The sequence below is a fragment of the Variovorax sp. Soil_C_33 genome (assembly GCF_057656935.1).
Genome location: NZ_JBDGJK010000006.1, coordinates 115,655 through 136,536, shown reverse-complemented (window position 1 = coordinate 136,536; position 20,882 = coordinate 115,655). Strand labels below are relative to the sequence as shown.

Annotated in this window: 20 protein-coding genes; 15 read left to right on the top strand and 5 right to left on the bottom strand. The window is 67.3% G+C overall.

The genetic code is table 11. The annotated features are described in order from the left end of the window. Window positions 1-11 precede the first annotated feature (11 nt). Window positions 12-1,241 (bottom strand): phosphoglycerate dehydrogenase, encoded by a 1,230-nt coding sequence (gene serA / locus AC3A6B_RS11475; protein WP_487836831.1) that lies wholly within the window; start codon window positions 1,239-1,241, stop codon window positions 12-14. Window positions 1,242-1,438: 197 nt separating this feature from the next. On the opposite strand from serA, the gene ugpB reads away from it, so the two are divergent. The 6 genes from ugpB to AC3A6B_RS11445 all read left to right on the top strand — a co-directional run bounded on the left by ugpB (window position 1,439) and on the right by AC3A6B_RS11445 (window position 8,909). After that, a complete protein-coding gene (gene ugpB / locus AC3A6B_RS11470; RefSeq protein ID WP_487836830.1) occupies window positions 1,439-2,749 on the top strand; it encodes a sn-glycerol-3-phosphate ABC transporter substrate-binding protein UgpB in 1,311 nt (436 codons plus the stop codon). A 161-nt stretch (window positions 2,750-2,910) separates the two neighbouring features. Continuing rightward, complete coding sequence (gene ugpA / locus AC3A6B_RS11465; RefSeq protein ID WP_487836829.1) at window positions 2,911-3,792, top strand: sn-glycerol-3-phosphate ABC transporter permease UgpA; 882 nt, start codon at window positions 2,911-2,913, stop codon at window positions 3,790-3,792. Window positions 3,793-3,831: 39 nt separating this feature from the next. Continuing rightward, on the top strand, window positions 3,832-4,680 hold the full coding sequence (gene ugpE / locus AC3A6B_RS11460; protein ID WP_487836828.1) for a sn-glycerol-3-phosphate ABC transporter permease UgpE: 849 nt from the start codon (window positions 3,832-3,834) through the stop codon (window positions 4,678-4,680). Window positions 4,681-4,703: 23 nt separating this feature from the next. Next, on the top strand, window positions 4,704-5,711 hold the full coding sequence (locus AC3A6B_RS11455) for a sn-glycerol-3-phosphate import ATP-binding protein UgpC (protein ID WP_487836827.1): 1,008 nt from the start codon (window positions 4,704-4,706) through the stop codon (window positions 5,709-5,711). Then, complete coding sequence (gene ugpQ, locus AC3A6B_RS11450; protein ID WP_487836826.1) at window positions 5,708-6,448, top strand: glycerophosphodiester phosphodiesterase; 741 nt, start codon at window positions 5,708-5,710, stop codon at window positions 6,446-6,448. The genes AC3A6B_RS11455 and ugpQ overlap by 4 nt, the downstream gene beginning before the upstream one ends. 43 nt (window positions 6,449-6,491) lie before the next feature. Further along, a complete protein-coding gene (locus AC3A6B_RS11445) occupies window positions 6,492-8,909 on the top strand; it encodes a DUF3772 domain-containing protein (protein WP_487836825.1) in 2,418 nt (805 codons plus the stop codon). Window positions 8,910-8,922: 13 nt separating this feature from the next. Here AC3A6B_RS11445 and AC3A6B_RS11440 read toward each other — a convergent pair whose 3' ends face one another. Then, complete coding sequence (locus tag AC3A6B_RS11440) at window positions 8,923-9,201, bottom strand: hypothetical protein (protein ID WP_487836824.1); 279 nt, start codon at window positions 9,199-9,201, stop codon at window positions 8,923-8,925. An 82-nt stretch (window positions 9,202-9,283) separates the two neighbouring features. Between AC3A6B_RS11440 and hemA the strand changes: the two genes are divergently transcribed. From hemA to paeA, 7 genes are all read left to right on the top strand, one after another. Continuing rightward, entirely contained in the window at window positions 9,284-10,555 is a 1,272-nt protein-coding gene (gene hemA, locus AC3A6B_RS11435; protein ID WP_487836823.1) for a glutamyl-tRNA reductase, read from the top strand. A 92-nt stretch (window positions 10,556-10,647) separates the two neighbouring features. Continuing rightward, window positions 10,648-11,736 (top strand): peptide chain release factor 1, encoded by a 1,089-nt coding sequence (prfA, locus tag AC3A6B_RS11430; RefSeq protein ID WP_487836822.1) that lies wholly within the window; start codon window positions 10,648-10,650, stop codon window positions 11,734-11,736. Then, entirely contained in the window at window positions 11,736-12,587 is an 852-nt protein-coding gene (gene prmC, locus AC3A6B_RS11425) for a peptide chain release factor N(5)-glutamine methyltransferase (RefSeq protein WP_487836821.1), read from the top strand. Before prfA ends, prmC begins: the two co-directional genes overlap by 1 nt. Window positions 12,588-12,616: 29 nt before the next feature. Continuing rightward, window positions 12,617-12,943: a Grx4 family monothiol glutaredoxin gene (gene grxD, locus AC3A6B_RS11420; protein WP_126837402.1), complete on the top strand. Its 327-nt coding sequence runs from the start codon at window positions 12,617-12,619 to the stop codon at window positions 12,941-12,943. Between the two features lie 95 nt (window positions 12,944-13,038). Next, complete coding sequence (locus AC3A6B_RS11415) at window positions 13,039-13,539, top strand: cupin domain-containing protein (RefSeq protein ID WP_487836820.1); 501 nt, start codon at window positions 13,039-13,041, stop codon at window positions 13,537-13,539. A gap of 130 nt (window positions 13,540-13,669) precedes the next feature. Then, window positions 13,670-14,662 (top strand): AAA family ATPase, encoded by a 993-nt coding sequence (locus AC3A6B_RS11410; protein WP_487836819.1) that lies wholly within the window; start codon window positions 13,670-13,672, stop codon window positions 14,660-14,662. 51 nt (window positions 14,663-14,713) lie between these two features. After that, window positions 14,714-16,030, top strand: a complete 1,317-nt coding sequence (gene paeA, locus AC3A6B_RS11405; protein WP_487836818.1) for a polyamine export protein PaeA — start codon at window positions 14,714-14,716, stop codon at window positions 16,028-16,030. Here paeA and AC3A6B_RS11400 read toward each other — a convergent pair. After that, entirely contained in the window at window positions 16,022-16,666 is a 645-nt protein-coding gene (locus AC3A6B_RS11400) for a lytic transglycosylase domain-containing protein (protein ID WP_487836817.1), read from the bottom strand. The two genes, paeA and AC3A6B_RS11400, sit on opposite strands and share 9 nt — an antisense overlap. Beyond that, window positions 16,663-18,408 carry a proline--tRNA ligase gene (locus AC3A6B_RS11395; RefSeq protein ID WP_487836816.1) on the bottom strand — a complete coding sequence of 582 codons (1,746 nt, stop codon included), beginning with the start codon at window positions 18,406-18,408 and terminating at the stop codon, window positions 16,663-16,665. Before AC3A6B_RS11395 ends, AC3A6B_RS11400 begins: the two co-directional genes overlap by 4 nt. Before the next feature lie 125 nt (window positions 18,409-18,533). On the opposite strand from AC3A6B_RS11395, the gene AC3A6B_RS11390 reads away from it, so the two are divergent. Then, entirely contained in the window at window positions 18,534-19,184 is a 651-nt protein-coding gene (locus tag AC3A6B_RS11390) for an RNA pyrophosphohydrolase (protein ID WP_487836998.1), read from the top strand. Beyond that, on the top strand, window positions 19,171-19,725 hold the full coding sequence (locus AC3A6B_RS11385) for a CNP1-like family protein (RefSeq protein ID WP_487836815.1): 555 nt from the start codon (window positions 19,171-19,173) through the stop codon (window positions 19,723-19,725). The genes AC3A6B_RS11390 and AC3A6B_RS11385 overlap by 14 nt, the downstream gene beginning before the upstream one ends. A gap of 4 nt (window positions 19,726-19,729) precedes the next feature. On the opposite strand, the gene proB is transcribed toward AC3A6B_RS11385, so the two are convergent. Beyond that, the gene (proB, locus tag AC3A6B_RS11380; RefSeq protein WP_487836814.1) at window positions 19,730-20,881 is read right to left on the bottom strand and encodes a glutamate 5-kinase; all 1,152 of its coding nucleotides are present in this window, start codon (window positions 20,879-20,881) and stop codon (window positions 19,730-19,732) included. Window position 20,882: the final 1 nt, after the last annotated feature.

The window sequence follows — 20,882 nt, the reverse complement described above, 5'->3', positions numbered from 1 at the left end:
TGCCCGGGCGCCTAGAACAGCACTCGGCTGCGGATGGTGCCGGGCACCTTCGCCAGCTTTTCGAGTGCCAGGTCGGAATAGGCGGCATCGATGTCGGTCACCACGTAGCCCACCTTCTCGTTGGTCTGCAGGAACTGCGAGGCGATGTTGATCTTGTTCTCGGCGAACACGCGGTTGATATCGGACAGCACACCCGGCACGTTGCGGTGGATGTGCAGCAGCCGATGCTTGCCCGGATGCGCCGGCAGCGCCACCTCGGGGAAGTTGACCGAGGAGGTCGAGGTGCCGTTGTCGCTGTACTTCACCAGTTTCTCGGCCACCTCGAGGCCGATGTTGGCCTGCGCCTCCATCGTCGAGCCGCCGATGTGCGGCGTGAGGATCACGTTGTCCAGCCCGCGCAGCGGCGACTGGAATTCGTCCTTGTTGCTGCGCGGCTCGACCGGGAACACGTCGATCGCGGCGCCCAGGAGCCTCTTCTGCTTGAGCACCTCGGCCAGCGCATCGATCTCGACCACGGTGCCGCGCGAGGCATTGATCAGGATTGCGCCGGGCTTCATGGCGGCGAGTTCGGGCGCACCGATCATCCATTGCGTGGCCTGGGTCTCGGGCACGTGCAGTGTCACGATGTCGCTTTGCGACAGCAGATCGTGCAGGTCGCGCACCTGGCGCGCGTTGCCCAGCGGGAGCTTGGTGACCACGTCATAGAAGGCGACTTGCATGCCGAGCGCCTCCGCCAGCACCGACAGCTGCGCGCCGATGGAGCCGTAGCCCACGATGCCCAGCGTCTTGCCGCGGATCTCGAAGGCGTTCTCGGCCGACTTGAGCCAGCCGCCGCGATGCGCCACCGCGCTCTTCTCCGGCACGCCGCGCAAGAGAAGGATGGCCTCGGCCAGCACCAGCTCGGCCACCGAGCGCGTGTTGGAGTAAGGCGCGTTGAAGACCGCCACGCCGTGCTCGCGCGCCGCATCCAGGTCGATCTGGTTGGTGCCGATGCAAAAGGCGCCGACCGCGACCAGCTTCTGCGCGGCGGCAAATACCTCGGCCGTCAATTGAGTCCGCGAGCGGATGCCCAGGAAGTGCACGTCGGCGATGCGGGCCTTGAGTTCCGCCTCGGGCAGCGCACCGGCCAGCGTCTCGATATTCGAGTAGCCCGCGGCCCGCAGCACATCGACGGCCGATGGATGGATGCCTTCGAGCAGAAGGAACTTGATCTTGCTCTTGTCGAGGGAGGTCTTGCTCATGGAAGCCCCGGCGACGGGCCAGAAAAAACGGAGGGCGATGCTAGCATGGTGCAATGCAGCAAGCACCCGCTGCCGGCCATGCCCCTGAAAAGGGTTTCCCCGTCTGGTGAACCCCTGAAGCGCGTGCGACAAATGTGACGCTGCCGTGTCATACGTGCCGCCTAGCATTCGCGCTTTCTTTTTCTTCAGGAGTCTTCATGCGATTCAAAACGCTCGCCGTGGCATCGGCGCTTGCGGCAACCCTCTTCGCACCGGCGATGGCGCAGACCGAGATCCAGTGGTGGCATTCCATGAGCGGCCCGCTCGGCGAATGGGTCAACGACCTGGCCAAGCAATACAACGAGAGCCAGAAGGACTACAAGGTCGTGGCCACCTACAAGGGCCAGTACGATGAGTCGATGACGGCCGCCATCGCCGCCTACCGCTCGGGCAATGCACCTGACATCCTGCAGGTGTTCGAGGTGGGCACCGCGACCATGATGGCTTCCAAGGGGGCCATCAAGCCGGTGGGCGAAGTGATGAGCTCGGGCGGGGCCAAGTTCGATCCCAGCGTCTACGTGCCCGCGGTCGCCGGTTACTACACGGCGCCGAACGGCCAGATGCTGAGCTTCCCGTTCAACAGCTCGACCACGATCTTCTATTACAACAAGGATGCCTTCAAGGCGGCCGGCCTGGACCCTGAGAAGGCGCCCACCACCTGGCCCGAAGTCATGGCGGCGGCCGACAAGCTCAAGGCCAGCGGCCACAAGTGCCCCTTCACCACGAGCTGGATGAGCTGGACCCAACTGGAAAGTTTCTCGGCTTGGCACAACACCCTGTACGCGACGCAGAACAACGGCTTCGGCGGCACCAGTGCACGTCTGGCCTTCAACTCGCCGCTGCAAGTGCGCCATTTCGAGAACCTGGCGAAGATGTCGAAGGACGGCACCTTCGTCTACAAGGGCCGCAACAACACGGCCGACGCCGCCTTCCCCTCCGGCGAGTGCGCGATGATGACCGGCTCGTCGGGTCTGTATGCCCGCGTGGCCAAGGACGCCAAGTTCAAGTACGGCATCTCGACCCTGCCCTACTACCCTGACGTGAAGGGCGCACCGCAGAACACGGTGATCGGCGGCGCCAGCCTGTGGGTGATGTCCGGCAAGCCGGCCGACCACTACAAGGGCGTGGCCAGCTTCTTCAACTTCCTGTCCGACACCAAGGTGCAGGCCGAGAGCCACAAACGCACCGGCTACCTGCCCATCACCACGGCCGCCTACAAGCTGACCGAGGCCTCGGGCTTCTACAAGGAGAAGCCGGGCACCGACGTGGCCGTGACGCAGATGATCCGCAAGACCACCGACAAGTCGCGCGGCGTCCGCCTGGGCAGTTTCGTGCAGATCCGCACCATCGTCGACGAGGAAACCGAGCAGATCTGGAGCGGCAAGAGGAGCGCCAAGGAGGCACTCGACGCCGCCGTCAAGCGCGGCGACGAGCAACTCGAGCGCTTCCAGAAAGCGAACAAGGGCTAGCGCCCTTGTTCGCTTCGCGGCAGTAATGGCACCCCACCCTGCCCTCCCCGCCAAGCGAGGAGGGTGCCTGCCGGTGAGGTGAGCGCCGCTGTAGACTCGCACGCCCGCCCTCATTGGAAGAACCGAGGGCGGGCGTTTCGTTGTTGAGGGTTTGGAGAGGTATGGAGAAACGCGTTCTTTTCCGGTCGGCCTGGCTGCCCTGGCTGCTGGTCGCGCCGCAGATGGCGGTGATCCTGGTGTTCTTCTTCTGGCCGGCAAGCCAGGCCATCTGGCAATCGATGCAGTCGGAGGATGCCTTCGGCATCTCCACCGCCTTCGTCGGCCTGGAGAACTTCCAGACCCTGTTCGACGACCCGGCCTACATCGAGTCCTTCAAGGTCACGGCGCTCTTTTCGGTTCTGGTGGCTGGGATCGGCATCGCGCTGTCGTTGATGCTGGCCATCTTCGCCGACCGCATCCTGCGAGGCGGCCTGGTCTACAAGACTTTCCTGATCATTCCCTACGCGGTGGCGCCGGCCATTGCGGGCGTGCTGTGGGTATTCATGTTCTCGCCCAGCATCGGCGTGGTGTCGTACTTTCTGCGCTACATGGGCATGGACTGGAACCACCTGCTCAACTCCAACCACGCCCTCACGCTGATCGTGGTGGCCGCCGTTTGGAAGCAGATCTCCTACAACTTCCTGTTCTTCCTCGCCGGCCTGCAGTCCATTCCCAAGGCACTGATCGAGGCCGCCGCCATCGATGGCGCCGGGCCGCTTCGGCGCTTCATCACGATCCAGTTTCCGCTGCTGTCGCCCACCACCTTCTTCCTGCTGGTGATCAATATCGTCTACGCCTTCTTCGACACCTTCGCGATCGTGCATGCGACGACCGAGGGCGGGCCAGGGCGTGACACCGCGATCCTGGTCTACAAGGTCTGGCACGACGGCTTCAAGGCGCTGGACCTGGGCGGCTCGGCCGCGCAGTCGGTGGTGCTGATGGTGATCGTCGTCGCGCTGACGGTGATCCAGTTCCGCTACGTCGAAAAGAAGGTCCAGTACTGATGATCGCCCGATCCATCGCCCTTTCCCGGAGGCAACACCATGGTTGAACGCCGCCCCGGCCTCACCTTCCTGTCGCATGTGGTGCTGATCCTGGGCATCGCCATCGTGGCCTTCCCCATCTACCTGGCCTTCGTCGCATCCACCCACACGCGCGACGAGATCCTGCGGGTGCCGATGCCGCTCCTGCCGGGCGGCCACATGTTCGAGAACTACAGCGCTGCCCTGCTGGGCGCCGACACCCAGGGCGCGCGCGTGGTGGTGGGCCGCATGATGTGGATCAGCCTGGTCACGGCGCTCGTCATCAGCATCGGCAAGATCGCGATCTCGCTGCTGTCGGCCTTCGCCATCGTGTACTTCCGCTTTCCGTTCAAGAAGATCGTCTTCTGGATGATCTTCGTGACCTTGATGCTGCCGGTGGAGGTGCGCATCCTGCCGACCTACAAGGTGCTGGCAGACCTCAACATGCTCAACACCTACGCGGGACTGACGATACCGCTGATCGCGTCGGCCACTGCCACCTTCCTGTTTCGGCAGTTCTTCCTCTCCGTGCCCGACGAACTGGTGGAGGCAGCCCGCATGGACGGCGCCGGGCCGATGCGCTTCTTCAAGGACATCCTGGTGCCGCTGTCGCAGACATCGATCGCCGCACTGTTCGTGATCCAGTTCATCTACGGATGGAATCAGTACCTGTGGCCGCTCTTGGCCACCACCAGCGAGGACATGTACCCGGTGGTGATCGGCATCAAGCGAATGATCGCCTCGGGCGACGCAGCGGTGGACTGGAACCTGGTGATGGCCACCGCCATCCTGGCGCTGGTGCCGCCGGCGATCGTGGTGGTGCTGATGCAGCGCTGGTTCGTCAAGGGCCTCGTGGATACCGAGAAGTAACCGACAAAGAAGCAAACGACGCAATGGCTGCCATCTCTCTTCGCAACGTCATCAAGCGCTACGGCCACGGGGCCAAGGCCAACCAGGTCATCCACGGCGTCTCGGCCGACGTCAACGACGGCGAGTTCGTCGTCATCGTCGGCCCTTCGGGCTGCGGCAAATCCACGCTCTTGCGCATGGTCGCGGGCCTGGAGGAAATCAGCGCGGGCGAGATCGCGATCGGCAACCGCGTAGTCAACAACATCGAGCCGGCCCAGCGCGACATCGCGATGGTGTTCCAGAACTACGCGCTGTATCCGCACATGTCGAATTTCGACAACATGGCGTACGGGCTCAAGATCGCGAAGGTGCCCAAGGACGAGATCAAGGCGCGCGTGGACAAGGCCGCCAAGATCCTCGAGCTCGGCCACCTGCTCGAACGCAAGCCGCGCGAGCTCTCGGGCGGCCAGCGCCAGCGCGTGGCGATGGGCCGCGCGATCGTGCGGCAGCCGCAGGTCTTCCTGTTCGACGAGCCGCTCTCCAACCTCGACGCCAAGCTGCGCGCGCAGACCCGCCTCGAGATCCAGAAGCTGCACCGCGAGCTGGGCATCACCTCGCTCTTCGTCACGCACGACCAGGTCGAGGCCATGACTCTCGCGCAGCGCATCATCGTGATGAACGCCGGCGTGATGGACCAGTTCGGCACGCCCGAGGAGGTGTATGCGCGCCCCGCCACCACCTTCGTCGCGAGCTTCATCGGTTCGCCGCCGATGAACCTGCTGAAGCACGCGCCCGGCGTGCGGCCGGGCACGATCCTCGGCATCCGTCCCGAGCATCTGACCCTCGATGCGGACGGCTGGCCGGTGCAGGTCGAGTACGTCGAACTGCTGGGCGCCGAGCGGCTGATCTACGGCCGCATCGGCGAAGAGCAGCTGATCATGCGCACCGACGAGAGCCAGACGCCGCCGGTCACCGGCGATACGGTCCGGATTGCCGCGCGCCAGGACAAGCTGCATTGGTTCGACGCCGGGTCGGGCAAACGCGCGGCATGACCCCCTGGCCCTACCCTTTCTGGATCGCCCACCGCGGCGCCGGCAAGCTGGCTCCCGAGAACACCCTTGCCGCCTTCCGCCTCGGCGCCGAGCACGGCTACCGCATGTTCGAGTGCGATGCGAAGCTCAGCGCCGACGGCGTCCCCTTCCTGTTGCACGACAGCACGCTGCAACGCACCAGCAGCGGCCATGGCGTCGCCGGCGAGCGTGCATGGTCGGAGCTGGCGCAGCTCGACGCCGGCGCCTGGCATTCGCGCCGCTATGCCGGCGAGCCGCTGCCCAGTCTCGAAGCCCTGATCCGCTTCTGCCTCGCCAACAGCTATGCCCTCAACATCGAGATCAAGCCGACGCCGGGCGTCGAACTGAACACCGGCGGACGTGTCGCGCAGCTCGCGGCGCGGCTGTGGGCCGGCTCGGCCGTCGCGCCGCCCCTCCTGACCTCCTTCGCGCCCGAATCCCTGGAGGGTGCGCGGTCGGCCCAGCCCGAACTGCCGCGCGGCCTGCTGCTCGACACGCTGCGGGACGGCTGGCTCGACACCGCGCGCCGGCTCGATTGCGCCGCGGTCGTCTGCAACTACGCGCTGTGGGATGCCGCCACGGTGGCGCAGGTGCACGCCGCCGGCCTGCGCGCGCTGAGCTATACCGTCAACGACGAGTGGTTGGCGAAGCGGCTGATCGCTCTCGGCACCGACGGCATCATCACCGACCGCGTCGACCGCTTCAGTCCTGCGGCCTGAGCCGGCGCGCAGGGCCGGCGCGAAGCCCTTCTATGATGAAGCCATGAGTTGGATGCACCGCCTCGCGGCCCTGCTGCTGGCCGCCGTCCTCTGCGGCGGCGCCTTTGCACAGAGCACCACCGCCCCGCCGGAGGCCACAGTGGCCGACCTGCGGGCCCAGCTCGACCGCATCCCTGCCTCCGTCGAGACCAACGCCGAGGTGCGCGAGCTCATCGCCCGCATCAACGCCATCGGTGCCCAGGCCGACAAGTTCGTCGCCTCGCGCACCGGGCAGCTCAACGACCTCAATGCGCGGCTGGGCGAATTGGGGGACCCGCCAGCCGCGGGCGCCCCGCCCGAGGACCCCGACATCACCCGCCAGCGCGCCGCGCTGCTGAGGGAACGCAACGCGCTCGATGCCGACATCCGCCTGGCGCGGCTGATCACGGTCGATGCACAGCAGCGCGGCAGCGAGCTGCTGGCCAAGCGCCGCGCGCTGTTCGAGGCCCAGCTCACCGAGCGCGCGCCCTCGCCGCTCGGCCGCCAGTTCTGGTTCGACATCGCCGACGCCTGGCCCGCCGACGTGGAGCGCCTGGCCAGCCTTCGCGACGAGCTGCTGGCCGGCTTCGACACCGCGCGGGCGCCAGAGCACCGCATCGGAGTGCTGGCGAGCCTGGGCGTCGCGCTGCTGCTGGCGCTGCTGGGCAACTGGGCGGCGGAACGCGGCCTGATGCGGCTGGCCGTGCGCGTGCTGCCGGCCGGGCGGCTGCGCCGCTCGCTGCTAGTGATCGCGGTGGTCGGCGTCAACGTGCTGCTCATCGCGCTGGCGGCACAGGGCGTCTTCGCCACGTTGGACCGCCACGGCGTTTGGGGGCCGCAGATCCGCAAGCTGGCCCAGGCGGTGGTGCAGTCCATCATCTTCATCGCCTTTGTGGTCGGGCTGGGCCGCGCACTCTTGTCCAACGGCCGGCCCTCGTGGCGACTGCCGCCCATCCCCGATTCCATGGCCAGGCGCCTGGCGCCCTTCCCCTGGCTCACGGCCTTGATCGCGGTGCTGGTCTGGGTGCCCAGCCAGGTCAATGCCGTGGTGGACGCCAGCTTCGCGGCCGCGGTTGCGACGCATGTCGTGACGGCGCTCGCGCTGACCGCGCTGATCGGCACGATGCTGCTGCGCCTGCACGAACCCCGCGGCGTGCCGACGCATGCCGCGGCCGCCGCGGAGGGGGGCAAGCCGCAGGCCGAAGCGCCGCCCGCCGAGCCGGAGCGGCCGATGTGGATCAGCTTCCTGCTGAGCGCCGTGGCGCTGGCGGTGGTTGTGATCTGGGTGCTGGTGGCCTTGGGCTACGTGGCGCTGGCCAGCTTCCTGGCCAACCAGCTGACCTGGACTGGCATCGTCGCCTCGGCCTTCTATTTGCTCTTCAAGTTCGCCGACGACCTGTTCATGGCCACCGTGGCCTCGCGCAGCAGCTTCGGCCAGAAGCTGCAGAAGAGCTTCGGTTTCGCGCCGCGCACGCTGGACCAGGCGGCCGTGGTGCTTTCGGGCCTGGCCCGCGTCGCGCTTTTCTTCTACATGCTGATCGCGCTGGCCACGCCGCTGGGCACCGGGCCGGGCGAGGTGTTTCAGCGCAGCGGCCAGTTCGGTACCGGCTTCAAGGTCGGCGAGTTCCAGCTGGTGCCGGGCGCGATCTTCAGCGCGGTCGCGGTGCTGGCGGTCGGCTTCGTCGCGCTGCGCGTGATCAAGAAGTGGCTGGAGGCGCACTACCTGCCGCAAACCGCGCTCGAGCCCGGCATGCAGAGCTCGATCACGACGCTGCTCGGCTACGTGGGCGGCATCCTGGTGGTCGCCTTCGCGCTGTCGGCGCTGGGCATCGGCATCGAGCGCATCGCCTGGGTGGCGAGCGCACTGTCGGTCGGCATCGGCTTCGGGCTGCAGGCGATCGTGCAGAACTTCATCTCCGGGCTGATCCTGCTGGCCGAGCGCCCGGTCAAGGTCGGCGACTGGGTGGTGCTGGGCAATGCCGAAGGAGATGTGCGACGCATCAACGTGCGCGCCACCGAGATCCAGCTGGGCGACCGCTCCACGCTGATCGTGCCGAACTCGGAGTTCATCACCAAGACCGTGCGCAACATGACGCTGGCCAACGCCGAGGGCCGCGTGCTGATTCGCCTGCCGATGCCGCTCAACACCGACGCCCAGCGCACGCGCGACCTGATGCTGGCGGCCTGTGCAGATCATGCCGGCGTGCTGCCCTCGCCCGCGCCCACGGTCACGCTCGAGGGCATCGAGAACGGCATGCTGATCTTCCAGGCGATCGCCTACGTGCAGAGCCCGCGCCTGGCCGGCGGGGTGCGCAGCGACCTGCTCTTCGCCATCCTCGACCTGCTGAAGGCGGCCGGCCTGCCGCTGGCGGTGCCCACCATGGTGATGTCGCCGACGGAGCCGCCGGCGCGGCCCGCGCCGACGCCGCCCTTGCCGGTTTGAGCCGAAGCTCGGTTCAACCGCGCCAGCCGCGCAGGAGCCACCACTGGACGGTGCCGCAGACCGCCACCAGCGCGGCATAGGTCGCCATCTGCCCGTCACGGCCGAAGAAGACCAGGCCGGCGATCAGCACGGCCAGGCCGGCAGCGAAGTTGACGGCGAGCTGCGTCCACAACCCGGTCGCAGTGCTGCGCTTGTGCATGGCAAGCCGAAACAGCACTGCGAGCAGTAGCGCGACGAAGAAGGCCGGCGCCGCAAAGTTGAGCAAATGGAACAGCAGGTCGAGCGCGGACATCGAAGGCAAAGGGGCCGCCGGTTTTCGGGTCATCCGCGGATGCGGCGGCCTATGGCGGCGGCGGATTTTATAATCACCGGTTATGTCAGTCTGGGCTCTCGGCTTGAACCACACGACCGCGCCGCTTGACCTGCGCGGTCGGTTCGCGTTCGCGATCGACCAGATTGCCCCCACGCTGCAGAGCCTGCGGCGTTCCTTCGGCTCCCACCGGCATCCCGACGTGGAGGCCGCCATCATCTCGACCTGCAACCGCACCGAGATCTACTGCGCCGCCGAGCACTTGGCGCTCGACCACACGGTCGAGTGGCTGGCCCAGAGCGGCGGCGTCGCCCCGGCCCTGCTGCGCTCGCATGCCTATGCGCTGCACGACGACCAGGCTGCGCGCCACGCCTTCCGCGTCGCTGCCGGCCTCGATTCGATGGTGCTGGGCGAGGCCCAGATCCTCGGCCAGATGAAGGACGCCGTGCGCGCCGCCGAAACCGCCGGCGCGCTGGGCAGCACGCTGAACCAGCTGTTCCAGCGCTCCTTCGCCGTCGCCAAGGAGGTGCGCACCGCCACCGAGATCGGCGCCCATTCGATCAGCATGGCCGCCGCCGCCGTCCGGCTGGCGGCGCAGCTGTTCGAGGACCTGAAGCAGACGCGCGTGCTGTTCGTGGGCGCGGGCGAAATGATCGACCTGGCGGCGACCCATTTCGCGGCCAAGGAGCCGAAGTCCATCGTCATCGCCAACCGGACGCTCGAGCGCGGCGAAAAACTGGCCTCGCGCTTCGGCGGCGAAGCCATGCGGCTGGCCGACCTGCCTCAGCGCCTGGCCGAATTCGACATCGTCGTGAGCTGCACGGCAAGCACCCTGCCGCTGATCGGGCTCGGCGCCGTCGAACGCGCGCTGAAGCTGCGCAAGCACCGCCCGATGTTCATGGTCGACCTGGCCGTGCCGCGCGACATCGAGCCCGAAGTCAAGGCGCTCGAAGACATCTACCTCTACACGGTCGACGACCTGGCGCAGGTGGTTCAGCAGGGCCACGCCAGCCGCCTAGCCGCGGTGGCAGAGGCCGAAGTCATCATCGACGCCGGTGTGCGCAGCTTCATGCACTGGCTCGACCAGCGCGGCACCGTGCCGCTGATCCAGCAGCTCAATGCCCAGACCGACGAATGGCGCGCCATGGAACTGGCCCGCGCACGCAAGCTGCTGGCCAAGGGCGAGCCGGTCGAGGCCGTGCTGGAGGCGCTGTCGCGCGGCCTCACTCAGAAGATGCTGCACGGCGCGATGGCCGAGCTGCATGCCGGCGACGCCAGCGCGCGCGAGCACACGGCGCAGGCCATCTCGCGGCTCTTCCTGCGCAAAGAGCGTTAGCGACGCCGGCCGTGCCGGTTGCGCACGCCGCAACCCATGCCCGCCGCCGTGCGCATCGCGCGGCCCGTTCTTCCCGCTTTCCGCCCCCTCTCGTGAAACCCTTTCTCCGCCACCAACTCGAGCGCTACGCGCAACGCCTCGGCGAACTCGACTTCCTGCTTTCACGCGAGGACATCATGTCCGACATGGCGCAATACCGGACCATCTCGCGCGAGCATGCCGAGGTGACGCAGATCGCGGGCCGCTACGCGCGCTACCTGCAGCGCGAATCGGACCTGGCCGGTGCGCGGGAGATGCTCGGCGACGCCGACATGGCCGAGATGGCGCAGGAGGAGATCGCGAGCGCCGAAGCCGAGCTGCTGCAGCTCGAGGACGAGCTGCAGCGCCTGCTGCTGCCCAAGGATCCGGACGACGCGCGCAACGCCTTCCTCGAAATCCGCGCGGGCACCGGCGGCGACGAGTCGGCGCTGTTCGCCGGCGACCTGCTTCGCATGTACACGCGCTATGCCGAGCGCACCGGCTGGCGCTGCGAGATCGTGAGCGAAAGCGAGAGCGAGCTCGGCGGCTACAAGGAAGTGGTGGTGCGCATCGCGGGCGACGAGGTCTTCGGCAAGCTGCGCTTCGAGTCCGGCGGCCATCGCGTGCAGCGCGTGCCCGCGACCGAGACCCAGGGCCGCATCCACACCAGCGCCTGCACCGTCGCCGTGCTGGCCGAGCCCGACGAAACGGTGGCCGTGCAGATCAACCCGGCCGACCTGCGCATCGACACCTACCGCGCGAGCGGAGCCGGCGGCCAGCACATCAACAAGACCGATTCGGCGGTGCGCATCACGCACATCCCCACCGGCATCGTCGCCGAGTGCCAGGATGACCGCAGCCAGCACCGCAACAAGGCCAAGGCGCTGCAGGTGCTGTCGGCACGCATCCAGGAAAAAGATCGCAGCGAGCGCGCGGCCAAGGACGCCGCCCTGCGCAAAGGCCTGATCGGCAGCGGCGACCGCTCCGACCGCATCCGCACCTACAACTTCCCGCAGGGCCGGCTCACCGACCACCGCATCAACCTCACGCTCTACAAGCTGCAGGCGATCATGGAAGGCGACCTCGGCGACGTGCTGGCGGCGCTGCAGTCGGCGCGCGAGGCCGAACAGCTGGCGGAGCTGGAAGCGAGCCTGCCCGCGTGATGCCGCCGGTTTCGAATTCGCCCTCCACCGCGGCAGAGATGCTCGCCGCCGCCGCGGCGCTGGGGGTGGAGCGGCTCGATGCCCAGTTGCTGCTGCTGCATGCGCTGGGCCGCGCCTTGGACGACCGCGCCTGGCTGCTGGCGCACGACACGGACGCGCTGGCGGAAAGCGCCTGGCTGCGCTTCGCCGAGCTCTGTGCCCGCCGCGTCGCCGGCGAACCGGTCGCCTACCTGGTCGGCGAGAAAGAGTTCCACGGGCTCGGCCTCCTGGTCGACGCCCGCGTCCTGGTGCCCCGGCCAGACACCGAAACCCTGGTCGACTGGGCGCTGCAATGCCTGGAAGGCTGCACGGCACCGTCCGTGATCGACCTCGGCACGGGCAGCGGCGCGATCGCGCTGGCCATCCGGCACGCCCGCCCCGATGCGCAGGTCACGGCGGTGGATGCCAGCGCCGATGCCCTGGCGGTTGCCCGTGCCAATGCACAGCGGCTCGGCTTGGCCGTCCGCTGGATCGAAGCCGACTGGCTGGACGGCGCCGGCACCGGCTACGACCTGGTAGTTTCGAACCCGCCCTACGTCGCGGCCGGCGATGCCCACCTGGCCGCCCTGCGCCACGAACCGCCGGGCGCCCTGGTCTCGGGGCCGGATGGCCTCGACGACATCCGGCGCATCGTCCAGGCCGCGCCGCAGCATCTGCGGGACGGCGGCTGGCTGCTGCTCGAACACGGCTACGACCAGGCCGCCCAGGTCCGTGAACTGCTGGCAGCCGGCGGCTTCGCCGAAGTCCAAAGCCGCGACGACCTCGCCGGCATCGCACGCTGCTCCGGCGGGATCTGGCGCACGGTGAAATAATCCGCCCAGCTTACTTTTTGGAGTCCCCCATGACCGACGCCCAGCAACGTATCGACGATCTCGTCAAGACCAACGATCTTGTGCTCTTCATGAAGGGCAATGCCAGCTTCCCGATGTGCGGCTTCTCGGGCCGCGCGATCCAGATCCTCAAGGCCGTGGGCGTCGACACGCGCACGCTCAAGACCGTCAATGTGCTCGAGGACGACGCCATCCGCCAGGGCATCAAGGAATACAGCAACTGGCCGACGATCCCGCAGCTCTACGTGAAGGGCGAATTCGTCGGCGGCTCGGACATCCTGATGGAAATGTACGAGTCGGGCGAATTGCAGCAGATGCTCAACGGCAGTCCGGCCTGAATGTGGCTACCGGGGGCAACACCAGCGGCCCGGCAAAGCCGGTTCCGCGGTGTTTCACCAACGGGCCTGACTTCGTCGGCCACGAGGCGTCCACCATGAGCCACGAACACTCCGATCATGACCACGAGGCTGACAGCCCCGCCTGGAAGCACGACGGCGTGCGCGTGATTCCCGGCAACCGGCTCGATACCAACACGGCACAGACGCCCGGTATGAACCGGGCCGCGGCGATCAACTTCGCGCGCGTCGGCGCCCAGAAGCTCTGGGCCGGAACGGTGACCATCCATGCCAACGCGAAGACCGGTGCCCACCACCACGGGCACCTCGAATCCGTGATCTACGTCGTGCGCGGGCGCGCGCGCATGCGCTGGGGCGAGCACCTCGAATTCACGGCCGAGGCGGGGCCGGGCGATTTCATCTACGTGCCGCCGTACGTGCCGCACCAGGAGATCAATGCCAGCACGACCGAGGCGCTCGAATGCGTGCTTTGCCGCAGCGATGGCGAGGCGGTAGCGGTCAATCTCGACATCGAACCGGTCGAGAAGCCCGAGTCGGTGCTGTGGGTCGACCCGACCCACCCGCACGGCGGCGTCTGATCACGGCCCCCCGACGGCAGCGGCGGCCACAAAACCCCAAAAGCGAGAAAACGTAGGCACGCACGGACATCGGGCACGGCTTATGCTGTGCCCGAGTGTTCGAAGTCGGAGGTGTCCCATGGATTCCCGCATGTCCCGCGATCTGGTTCCCGCGTCCTCGTCCTTCCAGCTGCCGGTCGCCCAGCTGCGCAGCGTGTTCCGCACGCACGACGTCGAACGCAAGCTCGCCAAGCTCCCTGAACGCGACCACGAGCATCTTCGAACCACTTATGAGCGCATGCTCGAACGCGGCCCCGAACGCTTCCAGGTCAAGCCCAGCGGCATCCCCGAGATGGCAGCGCTCTACGCACAGTTGCCCAACTTCACCGAGGTGCTCGACGACGTGCGCCGCCATGTCGCGCTCGCCCAGGACAGCCGCGACGGACTCGAAGTCACGCCGATGCTGCTGCTCGGTCCCCCCGGCATCGGCAAGACCCACTTCGCGAAGAAGCTGGCCGAACTGCTGGGCACCGGCATGTCGCTGGTGCCGATGAGCTCCATGACCGCCGGCTGGCTCCTCTCCGGCGCATCGTCGCAGTGGAAGGGCTCCAAGCCCGGCAAGGTGTTCGAGGCGCTGGTCGACGGGCAGTACGCCAACCCGGTGATGGTGGTCGACGAGATCGACAAGGCCGGCGCCGATGCCCAGTACGACCCGCTGGGCGCGCTCTACAACCTGCTCGAGCACGACACCGCCCATGCCTTCGTCGACGAGTTCGCCGAAGTGCCGATCGACGCCAGCCAGGTGATCTGGATCACGACGGCCAACGACGTTCGCGGCATTCCCGAGCCCATCCTCAACCGCATGAACGTGTTCGAGGTCGATGCGCCCTCGCCCGAGGCGGCACGGCAGATCGCGCGCCAGCTCTACGCCTCGATCCGCAGGGAGCACGACTGGGGCCGCCTCGTGGCCGAAGAGCCTTCGGGCGACGTGCTCGACCACTTGGCCGCGCTCGCGCCGCGCGAGATGCGCCGCGCGCTCATGACCGGCTTCGGCAATGCCCGGCTGGCCGGCCGCGACGAAGTGCATATCGACGACTTGCCGCGCGCCAGCGCGGGCCGCAGCAGGATCGGCTTCGTCCAGTAGGCCCACGGGTCATGGCACCATGGCGGTCCTCGTCGACCGAAGCATGATCCTGTGACCCTGACCCAAAGCCTGCTCGTCATCGTCGTACTGATTGCGACCAGCGCATTCTTTTCCCTCGCCGAGATTGCGCTGGCGGCCTCGCGCCGCTTGCGCCTGCGCCAGATGGCCGACGGCGGCGACGTGCGCGCCGAGCGGGTGATGCGCATCCAGGAGCAGCCCGGTCACTACTTCACCGTGGTCCAGATCGGGCTCAACGCGGTTGCGATCCTCGGCGGCGTGGTCGGCGAAGGCTCGCTGAGCCCGTACTTCGCACGGCTGTTCGAACTATGGCTCGGCGCCGAGGCTGCGCAGACCGCGGCCTTCCTGGCCTCCTTCGTCACGATCATCGCGGTGTTCCTGGTCTTCGCCGACCTGTTTCCCAAGCGGCTCGGCATGAACGATCCGGAACGGCTCGCGGTGCGCATGGTGGGGCCGATGCAGGTGCTCATCACCGCCTTCAAGCCGCTGGTCTGGCTGTTCACGCGCTGCACCGACCTGCTGTTCAAGCTGCTGCGCATGCCGATGCAGCGTGACGACAAGATCACTTCGGCCGACATCCTCGCCATGACCGAGGCCGGCGCGCGCGCCGGCGTGCTCGCGGTGCGCGAGCAGCAGGTGATCGCCAACGTGTTCGAGCTCGACACGCGGCTGGTCAGCAGCGTGATGACCTCGCGGGACCGCATCGCCTGGTTCCAGAAAGACGATTCCGAGGCGGTGCTGCGCGCACGCATCGTGGCCGAGCCTTTCTCGGCTTATCCGGTGTGCGAAGGCGACATCGACCACGTGCTGGGCTACGTCGACGCGAAAGACATGTTCCAGCGCGTGCTGAGCGGCCAGCCACTCTCCTTCGACCAGGGTCTGCCGCTGCACAAGGCGCTGGTCATCCCCGACCGGCTGTCGCTGACCGAGGTGCTCGAGCAGTTCCAGCAGGCCCACGAGGACTTCGCGATCATCGTCAACGAATACAGCCTGGTAGTCGGCGTGATCACGCTCAATGATGTGATGAGCACGGTGATGGGCGACCTGGTCGGGCCGCAGGACGAAGAGCAGCAGATCGTCAAGCGCGACGAGAACTCATGGCTGATCGATGGCGTAACGCCGATCCAGGACGTCCAGCGCGCGCTCGACATCGACGCGCTGCCGCACGCCGACGAGTACGAGACGCTGGCCGGCTTCCTGATGGTGATGCTGCGCCGCGTGCCCAAGCGCACCGACAGCGTGAGCTGGAGCGGCTACACCTTCGAGGTGATGGACGTCGACAGCCACCGCATCGACCAGGTGATGGTTACCCGCGCCGGCGCCGGCGCCGGCGCGGCAGCCTCAGGCTGAGGCCGAGTCCGAACGCCGGTCGTCGAAGGCCCAGAGCCGCTGGTTGGCGAACACCGCGTTCGGGTACGGCGCCCGGCCCCGGCTGCCGTTGTAGCGGCCGAGCGTCATGAACAGATCCCCGGCTTCGCGGTCGAGGTAATGGCGCAGGATCACGCATCCGAAGCGCAGATTGGTCTGCATGTGGAACAGCTTGGCCGGGTCGCTGTCGCCGATCACCCGGGTCCAGAAGGGCATCACCTGCATGTAGCCGCGCGCGCCGGCGCTGGAGACCGCGTACTTGCGGAAATTGCTCTCGACCTGGACAAGGCCCAGCACCAGGCTGACGTCGAGGCCGGCGCGGCGCGATTCGTACCAGACCGTCTGCAGGAATTCCTTGCGTGTCGGCCAGTCGACCAGCTTCTTCTTGAGGCGTTCGCTCATGGCGCCTAGCCAGCGCAGGTAAGCGAGCCGCGCCTCGGTGTTGCTGAACTCCGGGATCGGTGGCGCCTTGTTGTGGATGGCCGAACTCAGCGCGGTGCGCACCGAGTCGATCAGCGGCTCCTCGATCTGCGCACCCGCCAGCGCCGGCTGCGGCAGCACCAGCGACAGGGTTCCGGCGGCGGCGCCGCCCAGGTACGTGCGGCGCGACAAGCTCATACCGCGAGCTTGCCTTTGATGAATTCCGCAACGCCGGCCACGGGCACCTTGGTCGCGGCGGTGTCGCGGCGATGCTGGTACTCGAGCTGGCCTTCCTTCAGGCCACGGTCGGAAATGACGATGCGGTGCGGCACGCCGATCAGTTCCCAGTCGGCGAACATCGCGCCGGGGCGCTCGCCGCGGTCGTCGAGCAGCACGTCGACGCCGGCCTCGAGCAGTTGCTCGTAGAGCGCTTCGGCGGCGGTCTTGACCTCGGCGCTGCGGTCCATGCCGATCGGGCAGACTACCACCGTGAAGGGAGCGATGGCATCGGGCCAGATGATCCCGCGCTCGTCGTTGTTCTGCTCGACGGCCGCCGCAGGCAGGCGCGTGATGCCGATGCCGTAGCAGCCCATCTCGAGGAACTGCGGCTTGCCGGCCTCGTCGAGGAAGGTCGCGTTCATCGGCTTGCTGTACTTGGTGCCGAGCACGAACACGTGGCCGACCTCGATGCCGCGCTCGATCGCCAGCACGCCTTTGCCGTCGGGCGAGGCGTCGCCGGCGACCACGTTACGGATGTCGGCCACCACGTCGGGCTCCGGCAGGTCGCGGCCCCAGTTGACGCCGGTCATGTGGAAGTCGACCTCGTTGGCGCCGGTGATCCAGTCGGCCATGACCGCAACGTCGCGGTCGGCGACGATCTTCACCGGCTGCTTCAACGCGATCGGGCCGAGGTAGCCGGGCTTGCAGCCGAAGTGGTCCTCGATCTCGGCGTTCGTCGCGAAGCGGAAGCCCTTGTCCAGCCCCGGCACCTTGCTCACCTTGATCTCGTTCATGTCGTGATCGCCGCGCACCAGCAGCAGCCAGACCTGGGAGCCCTTGGGATTGCCGTCGGCATCGACGACATCGGTCGCGAGCACCAGCGATTTCACCGTGGTCGACAGCGGCACACCCAGCAGCAACGCCACGTCCTCGCAGGTGCTCTTGCCCGGCGTGGGCGTCTTGGCGAGCGGCTCGGTCGCAGGGCCGCGCGGCACGGTAGGCGCGAGCGCCTCGGCCTTTTCCATGTTGGCGGCGTAATCGCTGTCGGGGCAGTAGACGATCGCATCCTCGCCGGTCGCGGCGATGACCTGGAACTCCTGGCTCACGTCGCCGCCGATCGCGCCGCTGTCGGCTGCTACCGCGCGATAGCGCAGGCCGAAGCGGTCGAAGATCCTGCGGTAGGCGTCCGCCATCACCTGGTAGCTGGCCTTCGCGCCTTCGAGGTCGCGATCGAAGCTATAGGCGTCCTTCATGACGAACTCGCGCCCGCGCATCAGGCCGAAGCGGGGACGGCGCTCGTCGCGGAACTTGGTCTGGATCTGATAGAGGTTCTTCGGCAGCTGCTTGTAGCTGCGGATTTCCTGCCGCGCGATGTCGGTCACGACCTCTTCACTGGTCGGCTGCACGACGAAGCCGCGCTCATGGCGGTCCTTGATGCGCAGCAGCTCGGGGCCGTAGCCTTGGAAGCGACCGCTCTCTTCCCAAAGTTCGGCCGGTTGCACCACCGGCATGGTCAGCTCGACCGCGCCGGCGCGGTTCATCTCCTCGCGCACGATCGCCTCGACCTTGCGGATCACGCGCAGCCCCATCGGCATGTAGGTGTAGATGCCCGTGCCGAGCTTCTTGATCATGCCGGCGCGCATCATGAGCCGGTGGCTTGCGACCTCGGCATCGGCCGGCGCTTCCTTGAGGGTGGAAATAAAGAATCGGGAAGCTTTCATCGGTCGCGAGAGAGGGTTCCAGGTACAGGGGCAAGGGCGAGCCACGAGCGGGCCCGGAACCGGTCGCTTGCCGAGTGCAACCCGGCATGCATAATCGACTCAGTTCAAAAAATTGGGGTTTGATTATGCTCGACCGGGACGGCTTCAGGCCCAACGTCGGCATCATCTTGCTCAACCAGAGAAACCAGGTTTTCTGGGGCAAACGCATCCGCACTCATTCCTGGCAGTTCCCGCAAGGCGGCATCGATCGCGGCGAGAGCCCTGAACAGGCCATGTTCCGGGAACTGCACGAGGAGGTGGGCCTCCAGCCGGAGCATGTGCGCATCGTGGCCCGTACCCGCGACTGGTTGCGCTACGAGGTGCCGGATCGGTTCATCCGCCGTGACGCACGGGGCCACTACAAGGGCCAGAAGCAGATCTGGTATTTGCTGCAGCTGATCGGCCACGACTGGGATCTCAACCTTCGCGCCACCGACCATCCGGAGTTCGACGCCTGGCGCTGGCATGACTACTGGGTCCCGCTGGACGTGGTGGTCGAATTCAAGCGCGGCGTCTATGAAATGGCGCTGACCGAGCTCGCACGCTACCTGCCTCGGCAGGATTTCCGCAACCGCTTCCTGCGCAGCAATGTGCGCGCCCGCGAATTCGAGCGCCACCCGCCCGCTGCAGGCCATGAATCCAACTTCGAACTGCCTCCCGGGGCGAGTTTCGACCCGAATCCCAATGCCCCTCATCAAGCGCCCGACCCAACCGATCCTCTTCATGTGCCGCGCTAGGCACGTTCTTTCCTTCACCTTCGCATGCGTGCTTGCCGCCTGCGGCTCGGGCCCACGGGACACCGACAATCCGGACTGGGCACAAGCCGGCATGCCGCCGCCGCCGAAGGTGACGGCTCAGGCTGACGAGTGGAAGGAAGGCGAAGTGCCGCCGCCTCCCGCTTTCGACGAAAGGCGGTTGCTCCCGATCGAGATGCCGCCCTACCTGAGCCTCAAGTACGGCGTCGATCCCGGCACCATCACGCTGGGGAGCGACGGCACGGTGCGTTATGTGGTCGTGGCCAGCAACAAGGCCGGCAGCGCCACCAATGCCTTCTACGAAGGCGTGCGCTGCGCGACCGAGGAAGTGAAGCAATACGCCCGCTTCAATCAGGGCGCCTGGCACCACGTGACGAATCCGGAATGGAAGCGCATCGACGAACGCAACTCGCGCTATGCCAAGGAACTGTCTGCGCAGGGCCTGTGCCGCGGCCACGCGCCGCGCGCATCTGTGGGCGAGATGGTCCAGCAGATGAAAAATCCGCTGCGCGAGCTCCCGTGAAGCCTCAGCGGCCGCCGGGCATCAGGACCATGTTGTCCCGGTGCACCATTTCCGGCTCCGCGACATAGCCCAGCAATCGCTCGAAATCGGCGGAAGGCTTGCGGCACAGCAGCCTGGCCTCGGCGCTCGAGTAGTTCGCCAGCCCGCGAGCGAGTTCGACGCCTTGCGCGTCGCGTACGGCGATCACGTCGCCGCGTGAGAACTCTCCCTCGACGCTGGTCATGCCGATCGGCAACAGGCTCTTGCCTTCGCCTCGCACCTTGGCGGCGGCACCGGCATCCACCGTGACCGCGCCGCGCAACTGCAGGTGGTCGGCCATCCAGCGCTTGCGCGCCTGGTGCTTGGCGGTCTGCGCCAGCAGCAGCGTGCCGATAGCTTCGCCGCGCGCAAGGCGCAGCAGCGCATCGGGCTCGCGACCCCAAGCGATCACCGTCGAGGCGCCGGAGCCCGCAGCGCGCTTGGCTGCCAAGATCTTCGTGATCATGCCGCCGCGCCCGATGCTGCTGCCGGCGCCGCCGGCCATGGCTTCGAGCGCCGGATCGCCCGCCGCCGCTTCGTGCACGAAGCGGGCGTCGGGGTTGTTGCGCGGATCGGCGGTGTAGAGGCCCTTCTGATCGGTCAGGATCACCAGTGCGTCGGCTTCCACCAGGTTGGCGACCAGCGCGCCCAGCGTGTCGTTGTCGCCGAACTTGATCTCGTCGTTGACCACCGTGTCGTTCTCGTTGATGACCGGCACCACGCCGAGCGCGAGCAGGGTCACCAGCGTCGAGCGCGCATTCAGGTAACGCTCGCGGTCGGCCAGGTCGGCGTGCGTCAGCAGCACCTGTGCGCTGCCCATGCCGTTCTCGCGCAGCTTGGTCTCGTAGATCTGGGCCAGGCCCATCTGCCCGACCGCTGCGGCGGCCTGCAGTTCGTGGATCTCGTGCGGGCGCGTGCGCCAGCCGAGCCGCTTCATGCCTTCGGCGATGGCGCCGCTCGACACCATCACGACCTCGCGGCCGTCGCGCACCAATGTCGCGAGCTGCCGGCACCATTCGCCGATGGCGTTCTCATCCAGGCCCCGGCCCTCGTTGGTGACAAGGCTGGAGCCCACCTTGACGACGACGCGGCGCGCGTCGCGCAGGGCGGTGGAACCGGTGGTGGAGCTTGAAGTCATG

What these genes read in the sequence shown, in the direction of transcription:
- serA (WP_487836831.1), bottom strand. Translation starts at nt 1,241, where the DNA reads ATGAGCAAGACCTCCCTCGACAAGAGCAAGATCAAGTTCCTTCTGCTC.
- hemA (WP_487836823.1), top strand. Translation starts at nt 9,284, where the DNA reads ATGTCAGTCTGGGCTCTCGGCTTGAACCACACGACCGCGCCGCTTGAC.
- grxD (WP_126837402.1), top strand. Translation starts at nt 12,617, where the DNA reads ATGACCGACGCCCAGCAACGTATCGACGATCTCGTCAAGACCAACGAT.
- AC3A6B_RS11455 (WP_487836827.1), top strand. Translation starts at nt 4,704, where the DNA reads ATGGCTGCCATCTCTCTTCGCAACGTCATCAAGCGCTACGGCCACGGG.
- proB (WP_487836814.1), bottom strand. Translation starts at nt 20,881, where the DNA reads ATGACTTCAAGCTCCACCACCGGTTCCACCGCCCTGCGCGACGCGCGC.
- AC3A6B_RS11400 (WP_487836817.1), bottom strand. Translation starts at nt 16,666, where the DNA reads ATGAGCTTGTCGCGCCGCACGTACCTGGGCGGCGCCGCCGCCGGAACC.
- AC3A6B_RS11445 (WP_487836825.1), top strand. Translation starts at nt 6,492, where the DNA reads ATGAGTTGGATGCACCGCCTCGCGGCCCTGCTGCTGGCCGCCGTCCTC.
- ugpQ (WP_487836826.1), top strand. Translation starts at nt 5,708, where the DNA reads ATGACCCCCTGGCCCTACCCTTTCTGGATCGCCCACCGCGGCGCCGGC.
- AC3A6B_RS11395 (WP_487836816.1), bottom strand. Translation starts at nt 18,408, where the DNA reads ATGAAAGCTTCCCGATTCTTTATTTCCACCCTCAAGGAAGCGCCGGCC.
- ugpB (WP_487836830.1), top strand. Translation starts at nt 1,439, where the DNA reads ATGCGATTCAAAACGCTCGCCGTGGCATCGGCGCTTGCGGCAACCCTC.
- prmC (WP_487836821.1), top strand. Translation starts at nt 11,736, where the DNA reads ATGCCGCCGGTTTCGAATTCGCCCTCCACCGCGGCAGAGATGCTCGCC.
- ugpA (WP_487836829.1), top strand. Translation starts at nt 2,911, where the DNA reads ATGGAGAAACGCGTTCTTTTCCGGTCGGCCTGGCTGCCCTGGCTGCTG.
- AC3A6B_RS11410 (WP_487836819.1), top strand. Translation starts at nt 13,670, where the DNA reads ATGTCCCGCGATCTGGTTCCCGCGTCCTCGTCCTTCCAGCTGCCGGTC.
- AC3A6B_RS11440 (WP_487836824.1), bottom strand. Translation starts at nt 9,201, where the DNA reads ATGTCCGCGCTCGACCTGCTGTTCCATTTGCTCAACTTTGCGGCGCCG.
- AC3A6B_RS11390 (WP_487836998.1), top strand. Translation starts at nt 18,534, where the DNA reads ATGCTCGACCGGGACGGCTTCAGGCCCAACGTCGGCATCATCTTGCTC.
- AC3A6B_RS11415 (WP_487836820.1), top strand. Translation starts at nt 13,039, where the DNA reads ATGAGCCACGAACACTCCGATCATGACCACGAGGCTGACAGCCCCGCC.
- AC3A6B_RS11385 (WP_487836815.1), top strand. Translation starts at nt 19,171, where the DNA reads ATGTGCCGCGCTAGGCACGTTCTTTCCTTCACCTTCGCATGCGTGCTT.
- ugpE (WP_487836828.1), top strand. Translation starts at nt 3,832, where the DNA reads ATGGTTGAACGCCGCCCCGGCCTCACCTTCCTGTCGCATGTGGTGCTG.